Genomic DNA, 18397 nt, shown 5'->3' on the forward strand with positions numbered 1-18397 from the left:
ATGGTTTTAGGGGAAGTGGGGCAGGCGTGCTGAGACGTAACCCATCGAGGCAGGGAGTCTTTGAATGGGGTCCTTCGCGCAGAAGGTTTCTGACCCTGGCGGTCGCCGCTACGGCCGCTTCGGTGGTGACGACAAGGAACTCGTCGGCGATCGCGGCCGACGGGGGAACGGAAGGCAGTGACCGAGCTCGGGCTGTCGACGCCTGGCTCCTCGGCGGCCGCGCTGTACGGACCGAAGCCGAGCAGGCACTGACCGGCACCGAGGCAAACGTGGCAGCTTTCCTTGCCACCGGGCTGGCCAGGGCGCAGGCTGAGGACGACCGCGTCTGCGTCCTGGAGATGCTCAACTTTGCGGGTCCCGGTGTGCGGGCGCAGGCTCAACTGGCCCTCGACGGCGCCGACGGGGAATTGCACGAGTTCGTCACGGAGGGTTACAAGTTTCCGCTGGCCGATGATCGGCGGGTCGCGGTCCTGACGATCCTGGGCGCCGGTGGCAAGTCCGTGGTGCGCAAGGCGAACGCAGCCCTGGACAATGGTTCGCCGGAGGCTTTGGACGCCTTCCTCCAGGAGGGGCAGTCCACCGCGCGCGAGGATGACGACCGGTTCGAGACGGTCGCCATGCTGTCCGGTGCCGGGCCGTACCTCACCCAGGCCATCAACCGTGCGATGGACGGCACGCCAGCCGATGTGAGCGAGTTCTTGCGGTACGGGCAGCACCTCGCGCGCGCTCGGGACCAGGAAAAACTGACAATCGATCAACTTGTACTGCAGGCGGAGAGTGCTGGTGCCCGCGCCCACACGGCAACGGTCGGGGCCAAGGAGGCGGCCGAGCATGCCGAGGCCGCATCCGCGGAGGCCAAAAAGGCCGCCCTGCTGGCAGCCGCGGAGAGCGCCGCGGCCAAGGGCGACGCACTCAAGGCGTCACGCGCCGCCGGGCGGGCTGCGGACGCGGCCAACGGTGCGGCTGCCGCGGCACGTACCGCGGTCGCGGCATCGCGGACCGCGATCTCCGCGGCCCGCACGGCATCGAGCGCGGCCCAGGCCGCGGCGGCCGCGGCCGGCACCGCCTCTCGGGCCTCGGTGCGCGCCTACCAGGCCGCTTCCGCGGCATCAAAGGACGCCGGTCAGGCCGCGGCGGCGCGCGAAGCCGCGCAAGTGGCCCGGGACACGGCCAAGAAGGCCCGCGCTGCCGCCGCTGCCGCGTCTGCTGCCGCGGAGGCCAGCCGTCAGGCCACGGTGTCGAGCGAGGCCGCAGCCCGTGCGGGACAGAACGCCGCGGCTTCCGCCAACGCTGCCGCGGACGCGGCAGCGGCGGCGGGTGTCTCCCAGGCTGAGGCCAGGCGAGCCAGAGAGGCCGCGGCGCTGGCGACCAGCGCCGCCAACACAGCTACGGCGGCTGCGAATCGGGCCGGCACTCTCGCGTCCAGGGCAGCCACCGCCGCTCAAGATGCCCACAAGGCTGCCAATAGCGCCGCTGACCACGCGGAGGCCGCGGCGAAGGCCGCTGAGGACGCTGCCAAGAACGCGGGCAAAGCGCAGGACTGGGCCAACGAGGCGACCATTCAGGCCAACAAGGCCGTCGCCGCGGCCACGGATGCCGCCGCCGCGGTCACCCAGGCACAGAACGTCGCGGCTCTCGCCCGCGAGGCGGAAGCAGCAGAGCTCGCCGAGCAACGTGCCCTGGCCATCGAGGTGGCCCAGGAGCTGAAGAAGGAAGAGGCCGAAAACCGCGCCCGTGTCGAGCAGACCCAGACCCAGCAGGAGCTCACCGACCAGGAGACCCGCGATCTGCTGACTCAGGCACGGTCGGAAAGCGATCCTGCACGGGTGGTCGTGCTGGGGCGCAAGGCTGCCGTCAACCTGATGGACGCCGTCGGCACCTGGACCCGTGAAACTGCCCAGGATGCGCTCGCCGGTGACGATCAGGAGGTGGTCGACTGGGTCACTCGGGCACACGATGAAGCCATGGCGCTCGATGACCGGGAACGGGTGTTCACGCTTGCCACAGCTGGGAACGCCGTGCTCGCCGAGGCGGCCCAAAATGTACTCGCTGATGACGATCAGCAGGCTGTGACGGACTTCCTGGCCGGGGGAGCTCTGGCCGTTCAGGCCGAGGACTACCGCTTCGAGGTACTGAGGACACTGCAAGGCGCCGGCAAGGCCGTAACAGCAGCTGCCAACGCTGCGCTGGACGATGGCGGCGTCAAAGCCCTGCATGGGTACCTCCTTACCGGTTTCCCCAAGGCCAAGACGGAGGACGATCGAGTCACGACCCTCGCGGCTCTGCAGGGCGCCGGCCCCAGTGTCGAGGCCGCGGCCCAAGCTGCGCTCGAGGGACCCCAGTGGATGCTCGAGCGCTTTGTCAGCACAGTCCGTCACAGGGCCCAGCAGGCCGATGAGGACACTGCCACCCACGTGGCGGCCATTCAGGCACAGATCGCCCGAGCAGCCGCTATCGCAGCTGAAGCCTTCCAGGACGCCGCCGAGGCGGCCAAGGCGGCAGCCGACGCCCGCGGTGCCGCAGCGGAGGCCCGGGAGTGGGCCACCAAGGCAGCGAACTCGGCGGCGAGCGCGAAGAGCTACGCCGATGACGCAGCAAAGTCGGCAGCGAAGGCGGACGCGTCGGCGGCCTCCGCGGCTGCCTCTGCCAAGCAGGCTTCCAACGCGGCGGCGGCTGCTCGTTCGGCCAAACGACAGGCCAACTACGCGGCCAATCAGGCCATCTCATCGGCCAACAGCGCCGTCGAAGCCGCGAGCAGCGCACAAGCCTCGGCCGACAGCGCTCGCGCCGCCGCAATCGCGGCGGGCAAGGACGAACGCGCCGCCCTGGCCGCGTCCAACGAGGCAAAGGCCGCGTATCGGCAGAAGCGGCGGGAGGAGATGGCCGCAGAGGCGGCCAAGGCGGTCGCAGAGAAGAAACTGAACGAACAAAACCGCGTAAATCCCGCCGATTCGCCCGCCAACGACGAAGTCGACTTCGCCGCACTCGAGAAGCAGCATAACGAGGAAGCTGCCAAATTCTTCGGGCGGGCCAGCGCGGTACTGGGCACGGCTGCGGTGGTTTCCGCATTCATCCCCGGCGGGCAGCTGCTTGCGGGTGGACTTGCCGGAGCATCGCTTGTGTTCGCAGGGATCGGCGCGCTGTACAACGGCAAGGCCTATGGCTGGAAAAGCAAGGAGTTCGTGGGGTCAGTCGCCGGCATAGGCCTCGCCCTGGGCCTCGGAGCGGTGGGAAGCGCTGCCGCGGGTTCTATGGTCAGCGGCGCCGGGAAGGTTGCCGTAACCAGCGGAGTCCGTCTCGGTCAAAAAACGATCCAGGGAGCCCACGACATGGCAGCGAATATTGTAGGCTGGTTCTCGGCATAGTCACGTTTCTCGCCGAGGGGAGCAGAAAAAGCCTACCTTGCTCCCTTCGGCGGAGAGGTACGGAATATTGTGAAGGATTCTCCATGGTGGTGGCTATTCGCCGCCGCAGGTGCCCTCATCTGGTTTTCTGTAATGCTTCCCGCCATGCCCACGCGAAATCACAAGATCTTCGTCTCTCTCGGCCCAGTGCTGGCTTTTATCCCACTGGCGGCGTACTGCCTGAAATACAAGGAACCTTTTACGGAAATACTCCCTATTTACTGCGCACTGGTCATCTCCGTACCGTCAGGGATACTGGGACACCGAAAGGCACTGCGCGAAGTGCTGGCGGACCCCAAAGTTCCCTACGATGAGGCGACCGGCCCATGGACGCTACAGGCGGCATGCGCTCTCGCCGTATTCTTCGGCCTCGCTGCCTACTATGTGGGCCACTGAGACTTTCTCAGTGAAATAATTGAGGGTCTCGGCCTACGTGTCACCAACTCCGCCTGACACGGCGGCTCACTTGGCCGAGGCCGATCAGCTTCGGATCAGTCGATTTCAGTCTGATCGAAATGAGTTTCTTATGCGCAGACTTTCCGTCCGTAGAGCGCCGGCCATCGGCCTGCTCGCCGCCGCGCTCGCCGTCGGCACGTGCGCCGCTCCGTCCGCTCAGGCGGTCACCGGTCCGGCCGCACCCGACGCCGGCTACGGCTACACAGCCCACCTCGACATCGGAGCAGGCACGCGTGCCTGCTCCGGCACCCTCGTCGACCCCGAGTGGTTGCTCACCGCGGCCAGTTGCTTCGTCGACAACCCGGCCGCCGGCATCGATGTGCCCGCTGGTCCGCCGCAGTTGCCGACGGTCGCCACGATCGGACGCACCGACCTCACCACTGCCAAGGGGCAGGTCCGCCAGGTGGTGGAGCTGGTTCCGCGCACGGACCGTGATCTGGTGATGGCCAAGCTGGCGCAGCCGGTCACCGACGTCGCACCGGTCACTGTCGCGTCCACCGCCCCGTCCACCGGGGAAACCCTGCTCGCCGGGGGCTTCGGCCGCACCGCCGACGCCTGGGTGCCCGACCGGCTGCACACCGCGTCCTTCACGGTCGACAGCGTCGAGGCGGACAGTGTGTCCCTCGCCGGCACCGACGGCGCCATCTGCATGGGAGACACCGGCGGTCCGGCGCTTCGCGTCACCGACGGCACTTCCGAGCTCGTTGCCGTCAACAGCCGATCCTGGCAGGGAGGCTGCTTCGGCTCCACCGAGTCACGTACCGGTGCCGTCGACACCAGGGTGGACGACCTCAACGAATGGGTCCAGCAGGTCCGCGCTCTGCCCCGGGCAAGCCAGGTCGTTTCCGGTGACTTCAACGGAGACGGGAGGGAGGACGTCGCCGTCTTCTACGACAACGGCACGTCACCCGAAGGCAAGAACAGGTGCTCACTCCATGTCTTCTACAGCACCGGCACGGGCTTCGCGGAGCCGAAGAAGGTATGGAGCACTCCTGGCGGCTTCACCTTTGCGTCCAGCAAGCTGACCGCCGGTGACTACAACGGCGACGGCAAGGACGACATCGCCGTCTTCTACAACGGCGGAAAGTCCGACGACGGCAAGAACATCAGCTCCCTGTACACCTTCACCAGCACCGGCACCGGCTTCAGCAACCCCCGCAAGACCTGGACCAACTCCGGCTTCACCTGGAGCGCCTCCCAGGTGACGTCCGGTGACTTCAACGGCGACGGCAAGGACGACGTCGCCGTCCTCTACAACGGCGGAACGGCGGACGACGGCAAGAGCATCACCTCGCTGTACACGTTCACCAGCACCGGCACCGAGTTCAGCAATCCCCGCAAGACCTGGACCAGCTCGGGCTCCTTCACCTGGAGCCGGTCCAAGCTGACCTCCGGTGACTTCAACGGCGACGGCAAGGACGACGTCGCCGTCCTCTACGACGGCGGAACGTCCGACGACGGCAAGAACATCAGCTCCCTGTACACGTTCACCAGCACCGGCACCGAGTTCAACAATCCCCGCAAGACCTGGACCAGCTCGGGCTCCTTCACCTGGAGCCGGTCCAAGCTGACCTCCGGTGACTTCAACGGCGATCGCAAGGACGACGTCGCCGTCCTCTACGACCGGGGCACGGCAGACGACGGCAAGGCAGCCTCCTCACTCTTCACCTTCACCAGCAACGGCACCGACCTTGCCGCCCCCCGTGAGGTGTGGACCAGCACAGGCTCCTTCAACTGGAACGCGAGCCAGCTGACGGCCGGCGACTACGACAAGGACGGCAAGTGCGACGTCGGCGTCCTCTACGACGCCGGTAAAACCCCCGACGGCCGCCTGATCAACTCCCTGTTCACCTTCACCAGCACCGGCACCGGCATCAAGTCCCCGGTGAAGCACTGGAGCGGCAGCGTGATCTGACAGGCACGGAAGCCGGGCCGACCACCGCCTGCCCGGCGCTGCACACGAAAGGCCAGGTCAGACGCTGCCTGACCTGGCCTTTTCCGGAGCCCCCTGTCGGATTCGAACCGACGACCTACGCATTACAAGTGCGGCGCTCTGGCCAGCTGAGCTAAGGAGGCGTCGCGCACCGCAACGCCGTACGCGAAGCGCTGCTCCACTGTACACAGAGCGCGTTTCACCCGGCCACGAAGTTCCTCGCCTCGCGCGTCTCGGCAACCGTGCGTGCCCGCTCGTGCACCCATCACTTCGCCACCGTCGAAAATTTCGGCGAAGTTCACGTGGCCTGGGCTACTGACAGACCAGGTGAACGCCAGGTACCGTCCTGTGCCAGTTCACTCGTGTGGACTACACCACCACAACGGAATCACCCGTAGTGGCACCACCTTCCTACAACGGATCGTCCGGCACGTTCCTGCCGGTAGAAGGGGGCCCGTTCGCCATGGCCACTGTCCAGTTCGACAAGGCGACCCGGATCTACCCGGGTTCCGACAAGCCCGCCGTCGACGCGCTCGAGATCGACATCGAGGACGGTGAGTTCCTCGTCCTGGTCGGCCCGTCCGGTTGCGGCAAGTCCACCTCCCTGCGGATGCTCGCGGGCCTGGAGGACGTCAACGGCGGAGCCATCCGGATCGGTGACCGCGACGTCACCCACCTGCCGCCGAAGGACCGGGACATCGCCATGGTGTTCCAGAACTACGCGCTGTACCCGCACATGACGGTCGCCGACAACATGGGCTTCGCGCTCAAGATCGCCGGCGTCAACAAGGCGGAGATCCGGCAGAAGGTCGAGGAGGCCGCGAAGATCCTCGACCTGACCGAGTACCTCGACCGCAAGCCGAAGGCGCTCTCCGGCGGTCAGCGCCAGCGTGTCGCCATGGGCCGCGCGATCGTGCGCGAGCCGCAGGTGTTCCTCATGGACGAGCCGCTGTCCAACCTGGACGCCAAGCTCCGGGTGAGCACCCGTACGCAGATCGCCTCGCTCCAGCGCCGGCTCGGCATCACCACCGTCTACGTCACCCACGACCAGGTCGAGGCCATGACGATGGGCGACCGCGTGGCGGTGCTCAAGGACGGTCTGCTCCAGCAGGTCGACTCGCCGCGCAACATGTACGACAGGCCCGCCAACCTCTTCGTCGCCGGCTTCATCGGCTCGCCCGCCATGAACCTCGTCGAGGTGCCGATCACCGACGGCGGCGTGAAGTTCGGCAACAGCGTGGTGCCGGTCAACCGCGACGCGCTCAAGGCCGCCTCGGACAAGGGCGACCGCACGGTGACGGTGGGCGTGCGCCCCGAGCACTTCGACGTGGTCGAGCTGGGCGGCGGCGCGGCGGCCTCCCTGTCGAAGGACACCGAGGACGCTCCGGCCGGCCTCGCCGTCTCCGTGAACGTGGTGGAGGAGACGGGCGCCGACGGGTACGTCTACGGCTCGGTCGAGGTCGGCGGCGAGCAGAGGGACCTCGTCGTCCGCGTCAACAGCCGTTCCGTCCCGGAGAAGGGCTCCACGCTGCACGTCGTGCCGCGGCCGGGCGAGACCCACGTGTTCTCGACCTCCACGGGCGAGCGGCTGACGGACTGACCCGTCCGCGGCTGACGCCTTACGGCTGAAACCTCGGGACATCCCCGAGCGATTCACCCAAGTTGACGAGAAGGGCCCCGCGACCTGGCCGCGGGGCCCTTCTCCATGCCCCCGAACCACCCCCGCGCACCGGACATTTCGAGCGGTGTGCGTCAACACGCCAGCCGGGAGGGAGGGTTCGACCATCCCCCGAAGGGGTGACTAAATGTCGCCAAATCATTACCGGGCGCTACCCTCACTCGCGTGAAGCACTCCACCAACCACTCCACGCGACGCGGCCCGGGCCCCGCCCGCCGGATCGGCCGCTCCCTCGCCCTCGTCCTGCCCGTCGTCCTGGTGCTCTCCGGAACCCTCGCGGTCACCCGGGTCAACTGGTCGGGGAGCACCTCCAACTCGGTCCTGACCGCGTCGGACGCGATGGCCGCCCCCGCCGCGGCGAAGTCCCGCGCCCGCGCCCCACAGGACGTGCTGCGCGACCAGCTCCTGACCGAGCTGCAGGACAAGAACCCGGGCGTGGTCCTCACCCACCTTCAGCAGGCGGTCAACGGCCGCCCGTCGCTGGCCCGGCACTGCGCCTCCATCGCCCGCACCCTGGGCCGCGCCGCCGTCCACATCTACGGCCCCACCCGCGCCCAGTCCTACGCCCGCCCGGTCTGCGACACCTCCTTCGCCACCGGCATCCAGTCCACCCACAACTGACGCCCCTCATCGCCCTGGCCGCCCGAGCACACCCCTCGGCGCCAGGGCAAGGGCCACCCGCTTCCGCGCCCGACGTGCACCGCGGCGATAGGAGCCGCCCCGCACCCGACGGCACCCGAACCGACAGCGCGGAGACCCGCGCCCACCCTGAAGGCGTGCCCGGGCGGCACCGCGGAGGACCGCACCCGTCCTGAACGCGTCCCCGGGCGGCACCGCGGAGAGCCGTGCCGGCGCTGCCCGCGCCTGGGCCGGCAACCCGGCGGGGCAGCTCCGGCCCTGGGCACGGTGACCGTGATGTGCGCCCCGACCCGGGCCGGACGACCGACGACCCGGGCGCGGAGACCACGCCCCCACGCCCGGGCCCGCCCATTCCCGCGCCCCAGGCCTCGTGAAGAGGTCAGCCGCCCCACCCGACCAGGGCCCGGCGCCCGCACGACGGGCCGCGGACCGGCCGGGCGACCGACAGCACGCCGACCGGCCCCCGCCCCACCGCTCCGCGCCCCATCACCCGCCCCGCTGCTCCGCGCCCCGGACCTCGCAGAACAGTCGGCCGCCCCACCCGACCGAGACCCGGCGCCCGCACGACGGGCCGCGGACCGACCGGGCGACCGACAGCACGCCGACCGGCCCCCACCCCACCGCTCCGCGCCCCATCACCCGCCCCGCTGCCCCGCACCCCGGACCTCGTACAGCAGTCGGCCGCCCCACCCAACCGAGACCCGGCGCCCGCACGACGGGCCGCGGACCGGCCGGGCGAGCGGCAGCATGCCGACCGGCCCCCGCTCCGCGTCCCGGACCTCGTAGAGCAGTCGGCCGCGCCTTCCGGCCGGAGCCCGGCGCCCGCACGCGCGGCTTCGTGCTGGGGACTCGTGGAGGGTCCGGCCGTCCCTTCGGGACCGGGGCCGGACCGGACCCCGTCCGGCTCGTCCCGAGACGCGGCAGTCCTCCTGCAGTGGCTTTCGTCCGGCCGAGTCGCCCGTGTCCGTCGCCCCCGTGCGTACGGTGACAGCCCCTGACGGACGCTCCGAGGGCGGGTCGTACAGTGCGGGCATGACCCCTCCGAAGACCGCGTCCCGCCCCACTCAAGCCGTCGTCCTGGCCGGGGGCCAGGGCTCCCGGTTGCGGCCCTACACCGACGACCGGCCCAAGCCGATGGTCGAGATCCCCGGCACGGGCACCCCGATCATCGGCCACCAGCTCGCCTGGCTGGCCGAGGAGGGGGTGACGGACGTGGTGGTGTCCTGCGGCCACCTCGCCGAGGTGCTGGAGAAGTGGCTGGACTCGGCGGACCTGCCGGTCCGCGTCTGCACCGTCGTGGAGCCGGAGCCCCTCGGCCGCGGCGGCGGCCTGAAGTTCGCCGCCGCCCAGCTGCCCCACCCGGACCAGTCCTGGTACGCCACCAACGGCGACATCTGGACCCGGTTCTCGCTGCGCGACATGGCCGACTTCCACGCCGAGCGCGACGCGATCGCCACACTCGCGCTGGCCCGCCCGCGGATCCCCTGGGGCGCCGTGCGGACGGACGGCTTCGGCCACATCACGGACTTCATCGAGGCCCCGCCCTCGACCTTCGAGATCAACGCGGGCGTCTACGTGTTCTCGCCCGAGTTCGCCGGCCTCCTCCCGGAGCGCGGCGACCACGAGCGCACCACCTTCCCGCACCTGGCCCGCGAACGCAGGCTCGCCGGCTTCCCGATCCCTCAGGGCGCCTACTGGCGCGCCATCGACACCGCGAAGGACCTCACCGAGGCCGCCAAGGAACTGGCGGCACTGGGCAGGTGAGTCCGCGGCGCCGCACCCGTGCGGCGCCGCGGAGGCCGGGCTATCCCAGCAGTCCGCCCACCAGCCCCGGCTGGCCGGAGGAGGAGCCGCCACCGCTGGAGCCGCCGCTGCTTGAGCTGGGTCCCCCGGAGCCACCGCTCGATCCGGTGCTGCCGCCGGTCGCGGTACCGCCGGAGGTCGGACCCGAACTGGTGCTGGGCGCCTGCTGCGCCGGGGCGGAGTGCCGCGGCGGCGTCTGACCGGTGCCCTGGGTCTCGCTCGGCACGCCGCCGGTCGCGGTACCGCTCTCGCGGGCCGCGCCCGGCGTGCTCGCGGGACCGCGGGACGGGCTCGCCGAGGAGCCGTGCCGGGTGGCCGGCGAGGTCGACGCCGACGGCGGCTGCTGCCGCCGCTCGCCCGTCTCCTTCGGCAGCGGCGAACCGGGCAGCTCGTTGCGCGGGGCCTCGCCCGGCCCGGGCACGACCACCCGGTCGGCGTCGCGGACGGCTCCGCCGACCAGCGAGCCGACGAGCAGCGTCAGACCGGTGACGACCACCGTGACCAGGGCGCCGCGGCGCAGCACGAACCGGCGCAGTTCCCAGATGTCGGAGCGCGGTCCGAGCCGCCGCCAGGCGGAGGCGGCGAGGCGGCCGTCCACGGAGTACACGGGCGCGCCCGCGATGACCAGCGGGGACCAGGCCGCGAGGTAGATGATGTCCGGCGCGTCGTAGGCGGGCACCGACTTCCAGCTCACCGTCACGATCAGCGCGGCCGACAGCAGCGCGCCGATCCCCGCGGCGACCCGCTGCCAGCAGCCCAGGACCGTGAGGATGCCCACGACGACCTGGAGGAAGGCGATGAAGAGGCCGGAGCCGACGGGGTGGTGGAGCGCGAACTGGCGCAGCGGCTCGGCGACTTCCCAGGGGTGCAGGGTGTCGAGCCACTTGACCATGGAGCCGCGCTTGCCGCCGTCGAAGTACAGCGGGTCGCACAGCTTGCCCATGCCGGCGTAGAGCGAGATGAACCCGAGGAAGATGCGCAGCGGGAGCAGCACGACCCCGAGGTTCATCCGCCGGCCCGGGTAGTACGCGTGCCGGGACGGGTCGTCGGCGTGGCGCCTGCCCTGCCGGTGTCCGTCCTGCTCGCCGTAGGTGTCGTAGGCGCCGTCCTCGGCGTCCCCGGCGTACCTGTCGTCCGCGAAGCCGGCGTCGTCGTACGGCGGTTGGCCGTGTGCCGGAGTGTCGTACGCGTTCTCGCCGTACCCGGCGCCGCCGTACCCGGTGCTGCCGTATCCGGCACCGCCGTGGGCGGACTCCTCGTAGGCGCTGCCCGCGGTCCGCATGTGCGGCAGCAGCCGGGTCTCGCCGGGCTGGGGCGCGCGCTGGGCGCCGACGACGGGGGTCTCGACCGTCCGTTCGAGGTCGTAGGCGTCGTGGCCGGGTGTGCCGCCGACGCGCGGGACGACCCGCGTGGCCCCGGTGTCCGCGGACGACTCGTCGGCGTACCGCACGCTTCCGCTCCGCACGGCCTGGAGCAGCCGGTGGGCGCCGGTGTCATCGGGGGCGGACCGGCCGCTCCAGACGACCGGACGGCGGTGGGTCGCGGCCCCGGCCCGGCCCGCGGCGACGGGCACGCTGCCGGTGTACTCGGTGCCGCCGGGGTGCCGGGCGATCCGCCGGGTCTGGGCGCGCCGCGAGGTGGCGCCCAACTGCACGCGGAAACTGGCGTGGTTGACGATGACCTGCGCCGGATCGCTCGGCACCTTCACCATGCTCAGCGCGGGAGCGTCGTCGTATCCCGACGAACGGTCCCCCGTGGGTGTGCGGGGTGTTCTGGTGTCCACACTCATCTAACCGAGTGACGAGGAGTTAGGACACTGTCACGGCGCGTCGGATCTGTCCGGACCGCGTCAAGGTTGTGCGGATCGCCCGGTTCCACCCGGGCGGGTGACCGTACGGACGACCGTTCGACCACCCGCGCCGGGCTGAGGACGACCCGCCAGGCGCGCCCGCGCCCGGCTCCGGACGGCCGCTCAGCCGCGCCTGCGCGCCGCCTCGTAGAGCACGATCCCGGCCGCGACACCGGCGTTCAGCGACTCCGCGCCGCCCGGCATCGGGATGCGCACCCGCACGTCGCAGGTCTCGCCGACCAGCCGGGACAGACCCTTGCCCTCGCTGCCGACGACGATGACGACGGGACCCGCCAGGGCGTCCAGGTCGCCGAGTTCCGCCTCGCCGTCCGCCGCGAGGCCGACCACCGTGATGCCCGCCTTCTGGTACGTCTCCAGGGCGCGGGTCAGGTTGGTGGCACGGGCTACCGGCGTACGGGCGGCGGCGCCGGCGGAGGTCTTCCAGGCACCCGCGGTCATACCGGCCGCGCGCCGCTCGGGGACCACCACGCCGTGCCCGCCGAAGGCGGAGACGGAGCGGACCACCGCGCCGAGGTTGCGCGGGTCGGTGACCCCGTCGAGGGCGACGATCAGCGGATCCTCGCCCTCGTCGTAGGCCGCGTCGGCGAGGTCCTCGGGGTGCGCGTACTCATACGGCGGCACCTGGAGGACCAGGCCCTGGTGGTTGAGTCCGTTCGTCATCCGGTCGAGCTCGGGACGCGGGGCCTCCATGAGGTTGATCCCGCCGCGCTCGGCCGCGAGCTGGAGCGCCTCGCGCACCCGCTCGTCGTTGTCGATGAACTGCTGGACGTAGAGCGTGGTGGCGGGCACGCCCTCGCGCAGCGCCTCGACGACCGGGTTGCGGCCGACCACGAGCTCGGAGGACGACCGGCCCGAACCGCGCCGCTGCGGCGGGCGGCCCTGGGCGCGGCGCACCTTCGACTGGGCAGCGCGCTGCTTGGCGTGCCCCTTGCGCATCTCGGCGGGGGGCGTCGGCCCCTTGCCCTCGAGCCCCCGGCGCCGCTGGCCGCCGCTGCCGACCTGCGCGCCCTTCTTGCCGGACATGCGGCGGTTGTTCCCGGCCATGACCTACCTGTCTGTTGAAGCGTCGTACGTACGTCTATGCAGTGTGCCGCCCGGGAGGCAGGACGGCACAATCGATCTTCCGCGCTCGCGGGCGGGCTCAGCGCGCGCCCAGACTCCAGCGCGGCCCCTGCGGGCTGTCCTCGATGACCAGGCCCGACTGGTTCAGCTGGTCGCGGAGGGCGTCGGCGGCCGCCCAGTCCTTGCGCGCACGAGCCGCCTCGCGCTGGTCGAGGACCATGCGGACCAGGGTGTCGACCACGCCGTGCAGGTCCTCGCCGCGCTGCTCGTCCCCTCCGGCCCAGTGCGGGTCCAGCGGGTCGAGGCCGAGGACGCCGAGCATGGCACGCACCTCGGCGAGCCGGGCCACGGCGGCCTCCTTGTCGTCGGCCGCGAGCGCGCTGTTGCCCTGGCGGACGGTGGTGTGCACCACCGCGAGCGCCTGCGGCACGCCCAGGTCGTCGTCCATCGCCTCGGCGAACGCGGGCGGCACCTGCTCGGCCGGCTCGACCGGGCCGGCCTTCTCCACCACGCGCTGGACGAAGCCCTCGATCCGGGCGAACGCGGACTCGGCCTCGCGCAGCGCCTCCTCGCTGTACTCGATCATCGAGCGGTAGTGCGGGGTGCCCAGGTAGTACCGCAGCACGATGGGCCGCCACTGCTTGACCATCTCGGAGACCAGCACGCTGTTGCCCAGCGACTTGGACATCTTGTCGCCGGCCATGGTCACCCAGGCGTTGTGCACCCAGTACCGCGCGAAGTCGTCGCCGTAGGCCTTGGCCTGGGCGATCTCGTTCTCGTGGTGCGGGAAGATCAGGTCCAGGCCGCCGCCGTGGATGTCGAAGGCGCTGCCGAGGTACTTGTGCGCCATCGCCGAGCACTCCAGGTGCCAGCCCGGACGTCCCGGCCCCCACGGGGTCGACCAGGTCGGCTCGCCCGGCTTGGCCGACTTCCACATGGCGAAGTCACGCGGGTCGCGTTTGCCGGTCTCGCCCTCGCCCGAGGGCTGGAGCAGGTTGTCGAGCTCCTGCCGCGACAGCTCCAGGTAGCCGGGGAAGGAGCGCACGTCGAAGTAGACGTTGCCGTCGGCCGCGTAGGCGTGGCCGCGCTCGATGAGCCCCTGCATCATCTCGATCATCTCCGGCACATGGCCGGTGGCGCGGGGCTCGTAGGTGGGCGGCAGGCAGCCGAGCGCGGTGTAACCGTCGTCGAACGCGCGCTCGTTCTCGTAGCCGATCGACCACCACGGGCGGTGCTGCTCGCGCGCCTTGGTGATGATCTTGTCGTCGATGTCGGTGACGTTGCGGATGAACGTCACCTCGTAGCCGCGGTAGGCGAACCAGCGGCGCATGATGTCGAAGTTCAGCCCCGAGCGGATGTGCCCGATGTGCGGGGCCGCCTGCACGGTCGCGCCGCACAGGTAGATCGAGACACAACCCGGCTCGAGCGGGGTGAAGTCACGGATCTGCCGGGCGCTGGTGTCGTACAGGCGAATGGTCACCACTCCAGGGTAGTGGGCGCCGGGCAGTGCCTCGCCTGCCTTTCGCCGTGCGCCCGCCGCTTTTCCGCACAGGTGACGCGTATGCGCCGCGCGGGAGGGCGGCGGTCAGAGGAGGCCGACGACCTTCCGCGGCCTGATCCGTACGATCACGCGCTCGGCGTCCTGCGCCGAGGAGGGGTTGAACTCGGCGTACTTCTTGCCGGTGTACTTCATGGACAGCTCGTCGATGAGCTGCCGGCCGCCCGCGGTGGTCGTCTCCACGGTGCCGCGGATCTCGGCGTACTCGTAGGGCGATTCGGGGTCCTGGACGACGACGCTCACGCGGGCGTCGCGGTCGAGGTTCTTCTTCTTGCGGCGGTCCACGGTGGTGGAGACGAGGACGTCGTCGCCGTCCCGCTTCGCCCACACCGGGGACATCTGCGGGCTGCCGTCGGGCTGGATCGTGCCGAGAATGACGAAGACGGGACCGTCGAGCAGTGACTTGAGCCGGTCGGGCAGGGCGGCGGACATGGGGGACCTCCGTGAACCTGGTCGCGCGTCGGGTGCCCGCGTCGGGGGCGGGTGCGTACGCGTCGGGGACGAGGCGTACGCGGGTACCCTCGCACGCCGTCAGGCCACTCGCACCACGAGCGCCGTGGCCACCGCCATCAGTCCCTCGCCCCGGCCGGGGAAGCCGAGCCCGTCGGTGGTCGCGCCGGAGACGGTGACCGGTGCCCCGGCCGCCTCGGACAGGACCTTCTGGGCCTCGTCCCGGCGCTTGCCGATCTTCGGCCGGGGGCCGACGACCTGCACCGCGACGTTCCCGATCCGGAAGCCCGCCGCGCGGACGATCCGCGCGGCCTCCGCCAGCAGGGTGACCCCCGGAGCGCCCGACCACTCGGGGCGCCCGGTGCCGAAGTGCTGCCCGAGGTCGCCGAGGCCGGCGGCCGAGAACAGCGCGTTGCACGCGGCGTGCGCGACGACGTCGGCGTCGGAGTGCCCGGCCAGTCCCGGGCCCTCGCCCTCCCACTTCAGGCCCGCGCACCACAACTCGCGGCCCTCCTCGAAGGCGTGGATGTCGGTGCCGATGCCGACCTGGGGAAGCAGGGGCGCGTCAGAAGCCATCGTTCAGCCTCCGCCGGGCCAGGACCGCCTCCGCGAGGACCAGGTCGAGCGGGCGGGTGACCTTGAAGGCCTCCTCGTGGCCGGGCACGACCACGACCCGCTCGCCGAGCTGCTCGACCATGCTCGCGTCGTCGGTGACGTCGTCGGTGACGGTCTCGTGGGCGCGGACCAGCGTCGCCCGGTCGAAGCCCTGCGGGGTCTGCACGGCCCGCAGCAGCGACCGGTCGGGCGTGGCCACCACCGGCTCGGGCCCGCCGGGCTCCGCCGCGGGCTCGACCTGCTTGACGGTGTCGGCGAGCGGAAGCGCCGGCACGACGGCGGGCGCCCCGGCCCGCACGGCCTCGATCACCGCGTCCACGGTGTCCACCGGCACCAGCGGACGGGCCGCGTCGTGCACGAGGACGATGTCGTGGCCCGGCGGCAGCGCGTCCAGGCCGAGCCCGACCGACTCCTGGCGGCTCTCGCCGCCCGGCACGACGAGGAAGTCCGTGCGCTCGGGCAGCGCGTGCGCGTCGAGGAGCGACTTGACCTCGGCGGCGCCGTCGGGCGGGGCCACGACGACGACGAGACCGACCGCCCGGGAGGCGGCCATGGCCCGCACGGCGTGGATGAGCATGGGCGTGCCGCTCAGCGCGCGCAGCGCCTTGGGGGCGCCCGGGCCGAGGCGTACGCCCCGGCCGGCGGCCGGAATCACGGCGGCGACGGGGGCTCCCGGCCTGCCGCCTGCGGACGAGGGACGCGATTCGTCAGACATGGTTCCTGTCAGGTTTGTGTGGCGGCCCGGCGTGGGTATGGCCTGGGGGAGCATCCCCCTTGCTCGCAGAGCCCGGGGGGAGTGCCGGGCGCACGGCCTCGACCGGACCCTTCCGTGACACTGGTCGAGCCGACTGCCCGGGCCCGGCACACAGTATCGGGGGGAGCCTCTCCCGCCGTACGGCATGGAGGAGACCCGCGCGGGCCCGCGCGGGTACGAACATGCCGCAGCGCCCGGCGACGTAAAACGCGCCATCGGGCACCGCGGCATTTTCTGTGCTGAACTGAGGCGGGTGTGACGGTCGCCTCGCGTCAGGACGCGAGAACCTCGTCGAGCAGGGCCTCGGCCTTGTCCTCGTTGGTGTTCTCCGCGAGGGCGAGCTCGCTCACCAGGATCTGGCGGGCCTTGGCGAGCATGCGCTTCTCACCGGCGGAGAGTCCGCGCTCGCGCTCGCGACGCCACAGGTCACGTACGACTTCCGCGACCTTGATGACATCGCCGGAGGCGAGCTTCTCCAGATTTGCCTTGTAGCGACGCGACCAGTTCGTGGGCTCCTCGGCGTACGGAGCACGCAGGACCTCGAAGACCCGGTCCAGCCCGTCCTGACCGACCACATCACGCACGCCGACGAACTCCGCATTGTCCGCTGGCACACGCACCGTCAGGTCACCCTGGGCGACCTTCAGCACCAAGTAGGTCTTGTCCACGCCTTTGATCTGGCGAGTTTCGATAGCCTCGATCAGCGCGGCCCCGTGATGGGGATAGACCACGGTGTCGCCAACCTTGAACGTCATGTGACAGGTACCCCTTCCGTGGCTATCCAGGGTAACACGGATACGGCGTCTTCTGAATGGCGTTTTCGCAGGTCAGGGCATATCTCGGGGCTTGACAACAGCAACGGGGACGTGCTTCGGAAGGGTCCCGGAGGTCAAGAGGAAGCGGGTATTCGCAGGTCGGAGGGGCTCCGCGTGTGGGCCGAAACGCGTACGTTACACACATCCGGCGCCCCGTCCAAACGGCTGAACATCCCGTTTTGTCTGGTTCCAAGCGCTCGACTTCCGCTACTCCGTTCGGTGCTTCCCAGCCGTCTCCAAGACGAATCCGGAATTGATCACGCCGTTCGTCCCATCCACCGGACGGGCGGCCGTTGATCAATTCCCACCCCCGGCGCGCATTCCTTCACCGGAAATCCCCAGCAGGCCGATGACGCGCTATGAGCGGGCTATGCGGGTGGCGGTAATGGGAAAGGCGGACAGCCGCGCGGCCAATGCGCGGGGGCCCGTACGGATCCGGCCGCCCGGCGGAACGGACCCGGTCCGCCGACCGGTTACGGCCGCCCGGACGGCTGCGCCGCGGGGGGCGCGAGGTGTGGCGCGGGGCACAGGGGGCGGGTCGGGTGCGGGCCTGCGGGAACGGCTCGATAGCCTATGGCCGCTGACAGACGCTTAGGGCGGCTTTATAAGGGAGCCGTCCTGTTCCGCCCACGTTCAAGGAGTTGCCGCCGCCGTGAGCAGCAGCCTTCGACGCGGCGCCCTCGCCGCCGCCGCCATCGCGTTCTCGCTCGCCTCGCTCGCCGCGTGCGGCGCCGGCAACGATGCCCAGACGCTCCAGATCCACCCCGACAACGCGGCCACGACGGTCGGCACGATCAAGGTCCAGAACGCGGTGGTCGTCACCCAGCCCGGCGTCCAGACCAAGGGCCCGGCCGTGATCATCGCGACGCTGTTCAACAGCGGCACGACGGACGAGACGCTGGACGCGATCCGTGTCGACGGCGACGGCTCCGCCCAGCTCACCGCGGCGCAGGGCGGCGGCAAGGTGATCGTCCCCGCGCACGGTTCCGTGATCCTCGGCGGCAAGGGCAACGCCTCCGCCGCGCTGACCAACCCGGGCCCGGTGCTCAAGGACGGCAACGCTCAGAAGGTCACCTTCACCTTCAGCAAGACCGGTGACGTGAGCCTGCGCCCCTTCGTGGTCCCGGCCGAGGGCTACTTCGACAAGTGGGGCCCGAGCAACATCCCGGCGGCCCCCGGCGAGCCGGCCGCGTCCCACTCCCCCGCGGGCAAGCGGTCCAAGTCGCCGTCGGACGCGCCGTCCGAGTCGGCCTCCGCGTCGGAGGGCGCCGACGCCGCCGCGACGCCCAGCGACTCGGCCTCGCAGTCGGCGGCCGGTCACTGAGACCCGCCCCCACGTACGACAAGGGCGGCACCCTCT

At 70.9% G+C, this 18397-nt stretch carries 14 protein-coding genes and 1 tRNA gene; 7 read left to right on the forward strand and 8 right to left on the reverse strand.

Annotation, left to right across the window (positions count from 1 at the left end):
* The first annotated feature begins 26 nt into the window (after positions 1-26).
* The 3 genes from CG719_RS14690 (at position 27) to CG719_RS14695 (ending at position 5775) form a co-directional block, all read left to right on the forward strand.
* A complete protein-coding gene (locus tag CG719_RS14690) occupies positions 27-3365 on the forward strand; it encodes an ALF repeat-containing protein (RefSeq protein WP_159024880.1) in 3339 nt (1112 codons plus the stop codon).
* 69 nt (positions 3366-3434) lie between these two features.
* Positions 3435-3800 carry a hypothetical protein gene (locus CG719_RS35395; protein WP_159024881.1) on the forward strand — a complete coding sequence of 122 codons (366 nt, stop codon included), beginning with the start codon at positions 3435-3437 and terminating at the stop codon, positions 3798-3800.
* A 130-nt stretch (positions 3801-3930) separates the two neighbouring features.
* Positions 3931-5775, forward strand: a complete 1845-nt coding sequence (locus CG719_RS14695) for an FG-GAP-like repeat-containing protein (RefSeq protein ID WP_100569059.1) — start codon at positions 3931-3933, stop codon at positions 5773-5775.
* Between the two features lie 87 nt (positions 5776-5862).
* Here CG719_RS14695 and CG719_RS14700 read toward each other — a convergent pair.
* Positions 5863-5936, reverse strand: a tRNA-Thr gene (locus CG719_RS14700).
* A 320-nt stretch (positions 5937-6256) separates the two neighbouring features.
* On the opposite strand from CG719_RS14700, the gene CG719_RS14705 reads away from it, so the two are divergent.
* The 3 genes from CG719_RS14705 (at position 6257) to CG719_RS14715 (ending at position 9874) form a co-directional block, all read left to right on the forward strand.
* On the forward strand, positions 6257-7393 hold the full coding sequence (locus CG719_RS14705) for an ABC transporter ATP-binding protein (RefSeq protein ID WP_100569060.1): 1137 nt from the start codon (positions 6257-6259) through the stop codon (positions 7391-7393).
* Between the two features lie 243 nt (positions 7394-7636).
* A complete protein-coding gene (locus CG719_RS14710) occupies positions 7637-8092 on the forward strand; it encodes a hypothetical protein (RefSeq protein WP_100569061.1) in 456 nt (151 codons plus the stop codon).
* 1050 nt (positions 8093-9142) lie between these two features.
* Positions 9143-9874, forward strand: a complete 732-nt coding sequence (locus CG719_RS14715; RefSeq protein ID WP_100569062.1) for a nucleotidyltransferase family protein — start codon at positions 9143-9145, stop codon at positions 9872-9874.
* A gap of 40 nt (positions 9875-9914) precedes the next feature.
* Here CG719_RS14715 and CG719_RS14720 read toward each other — a convergent pair whose 3' ends face one another.
* The 7 genes from CG719_RS14720 to CG719_RS14750 form a co-directional block, all read right to left on the reverse strand.
* A complete protein-coding gene (locus CG719_RS14720; protein WP_100569063.1) occupies positions 9915-11702 on the reverse strand; it encodes a DoxX family protein in 1788 nt (595 codons plus the stop codon).
* Positions 11703-11885: 183 nt separating this feature from the next.
* Positions 11886-12827, reverse strand: a complete 942-nt coding sequence (gene rlmB / locus CG719_RS14725) for a 23S rRNA (guanosine(2251)-2'-O)-methyltransferase RlmB (RefSeq protein ID WP_100569064.1) — start codon at positions 12825-12827, stop codon at positions 11886-11888.
* Between the two features lie 97 nt (positions 12828-12924).
* Positions 12925-14325, reverse strand: coding sequence for a cysteine--tRNA ligase (gene cysS / locus CG719_RS14730; protein WP_100569065.1), 1401 nt, complete (start codon positions 14323-14325; stop codon positions 12925-12927).
* Positions 14326-14430: 105 nt separating this feature from the next.
* A complete protein-coding gene (locus CG719_RS14735) occupies positions 14431-14835 on the reverse strand; it encodes a PPOX class F420-dependent oxidoreductase (RefSeq protein ID WP_100569066.1) in 405 nt (134 codons plus the stop codon).
* A gap of 99 nt (positions 14836-14934) precedes the next feature.
* Entirely contained in the window at positions 14935-15429 is a 495-nt protein-coding gene (gene ispF / locus CG719_RS14740; RefSeq protein WP_100569067.1) for a 2-C-methyl-D-erythritol 2,4-cyclodiphosphate synthase, read from the reverse strand.
* The gene (gene ispD / locus CG719_RS14745; protein WP_100569068.1) at positions 15419-16183 is read right to left on the reverse strand and encodes a 2-C-methyl-D-erythritol 4-phosphate cytidylyltransferase; all 765 of its coding nucleotides are present in this window, start codon (positions 16181-16183) and stop codon (positions 15419-15421) included. Before ispD ends, ispF begins: the two co-directional genes overlap by 11 nt.
* Before the next feature lie 311 nt (positions 16184-16494).
* On the reverse strand, positions 16495-16977 hold the full coding sequence (locus CG719_RS14750; protein WP_003953493.1) for a CarD family transcriptional regulator: 483 nt from the start codon (positions 16975-16977) through the stop codon (positions 16495-16497).
* A 712-nt stretch (positions 16978-17689) separates the two neighbouring features.
* Here CG719_RS14750 and CG719_RS14760 point away from each other — a divergent pair.
* Entirely contained in the window at positions 17690-18361 is a 672-nt protein-coding gene (locus tag CG719_RS14760) for a DUF461 domain-containing protein (protein ID WP_100569069.1), read from the forward strand.
* Positions 18362-18397: the final 36 nt, after the last annotated feature.

The organism is Streptomyces sp. CB01373 (genome assembly GCF_002803075.1).
GTDB lineage: Bacteria > Actinomycetota > Actinomycetes > Streptomycetales > Streptomycetaceae > Streptomyces.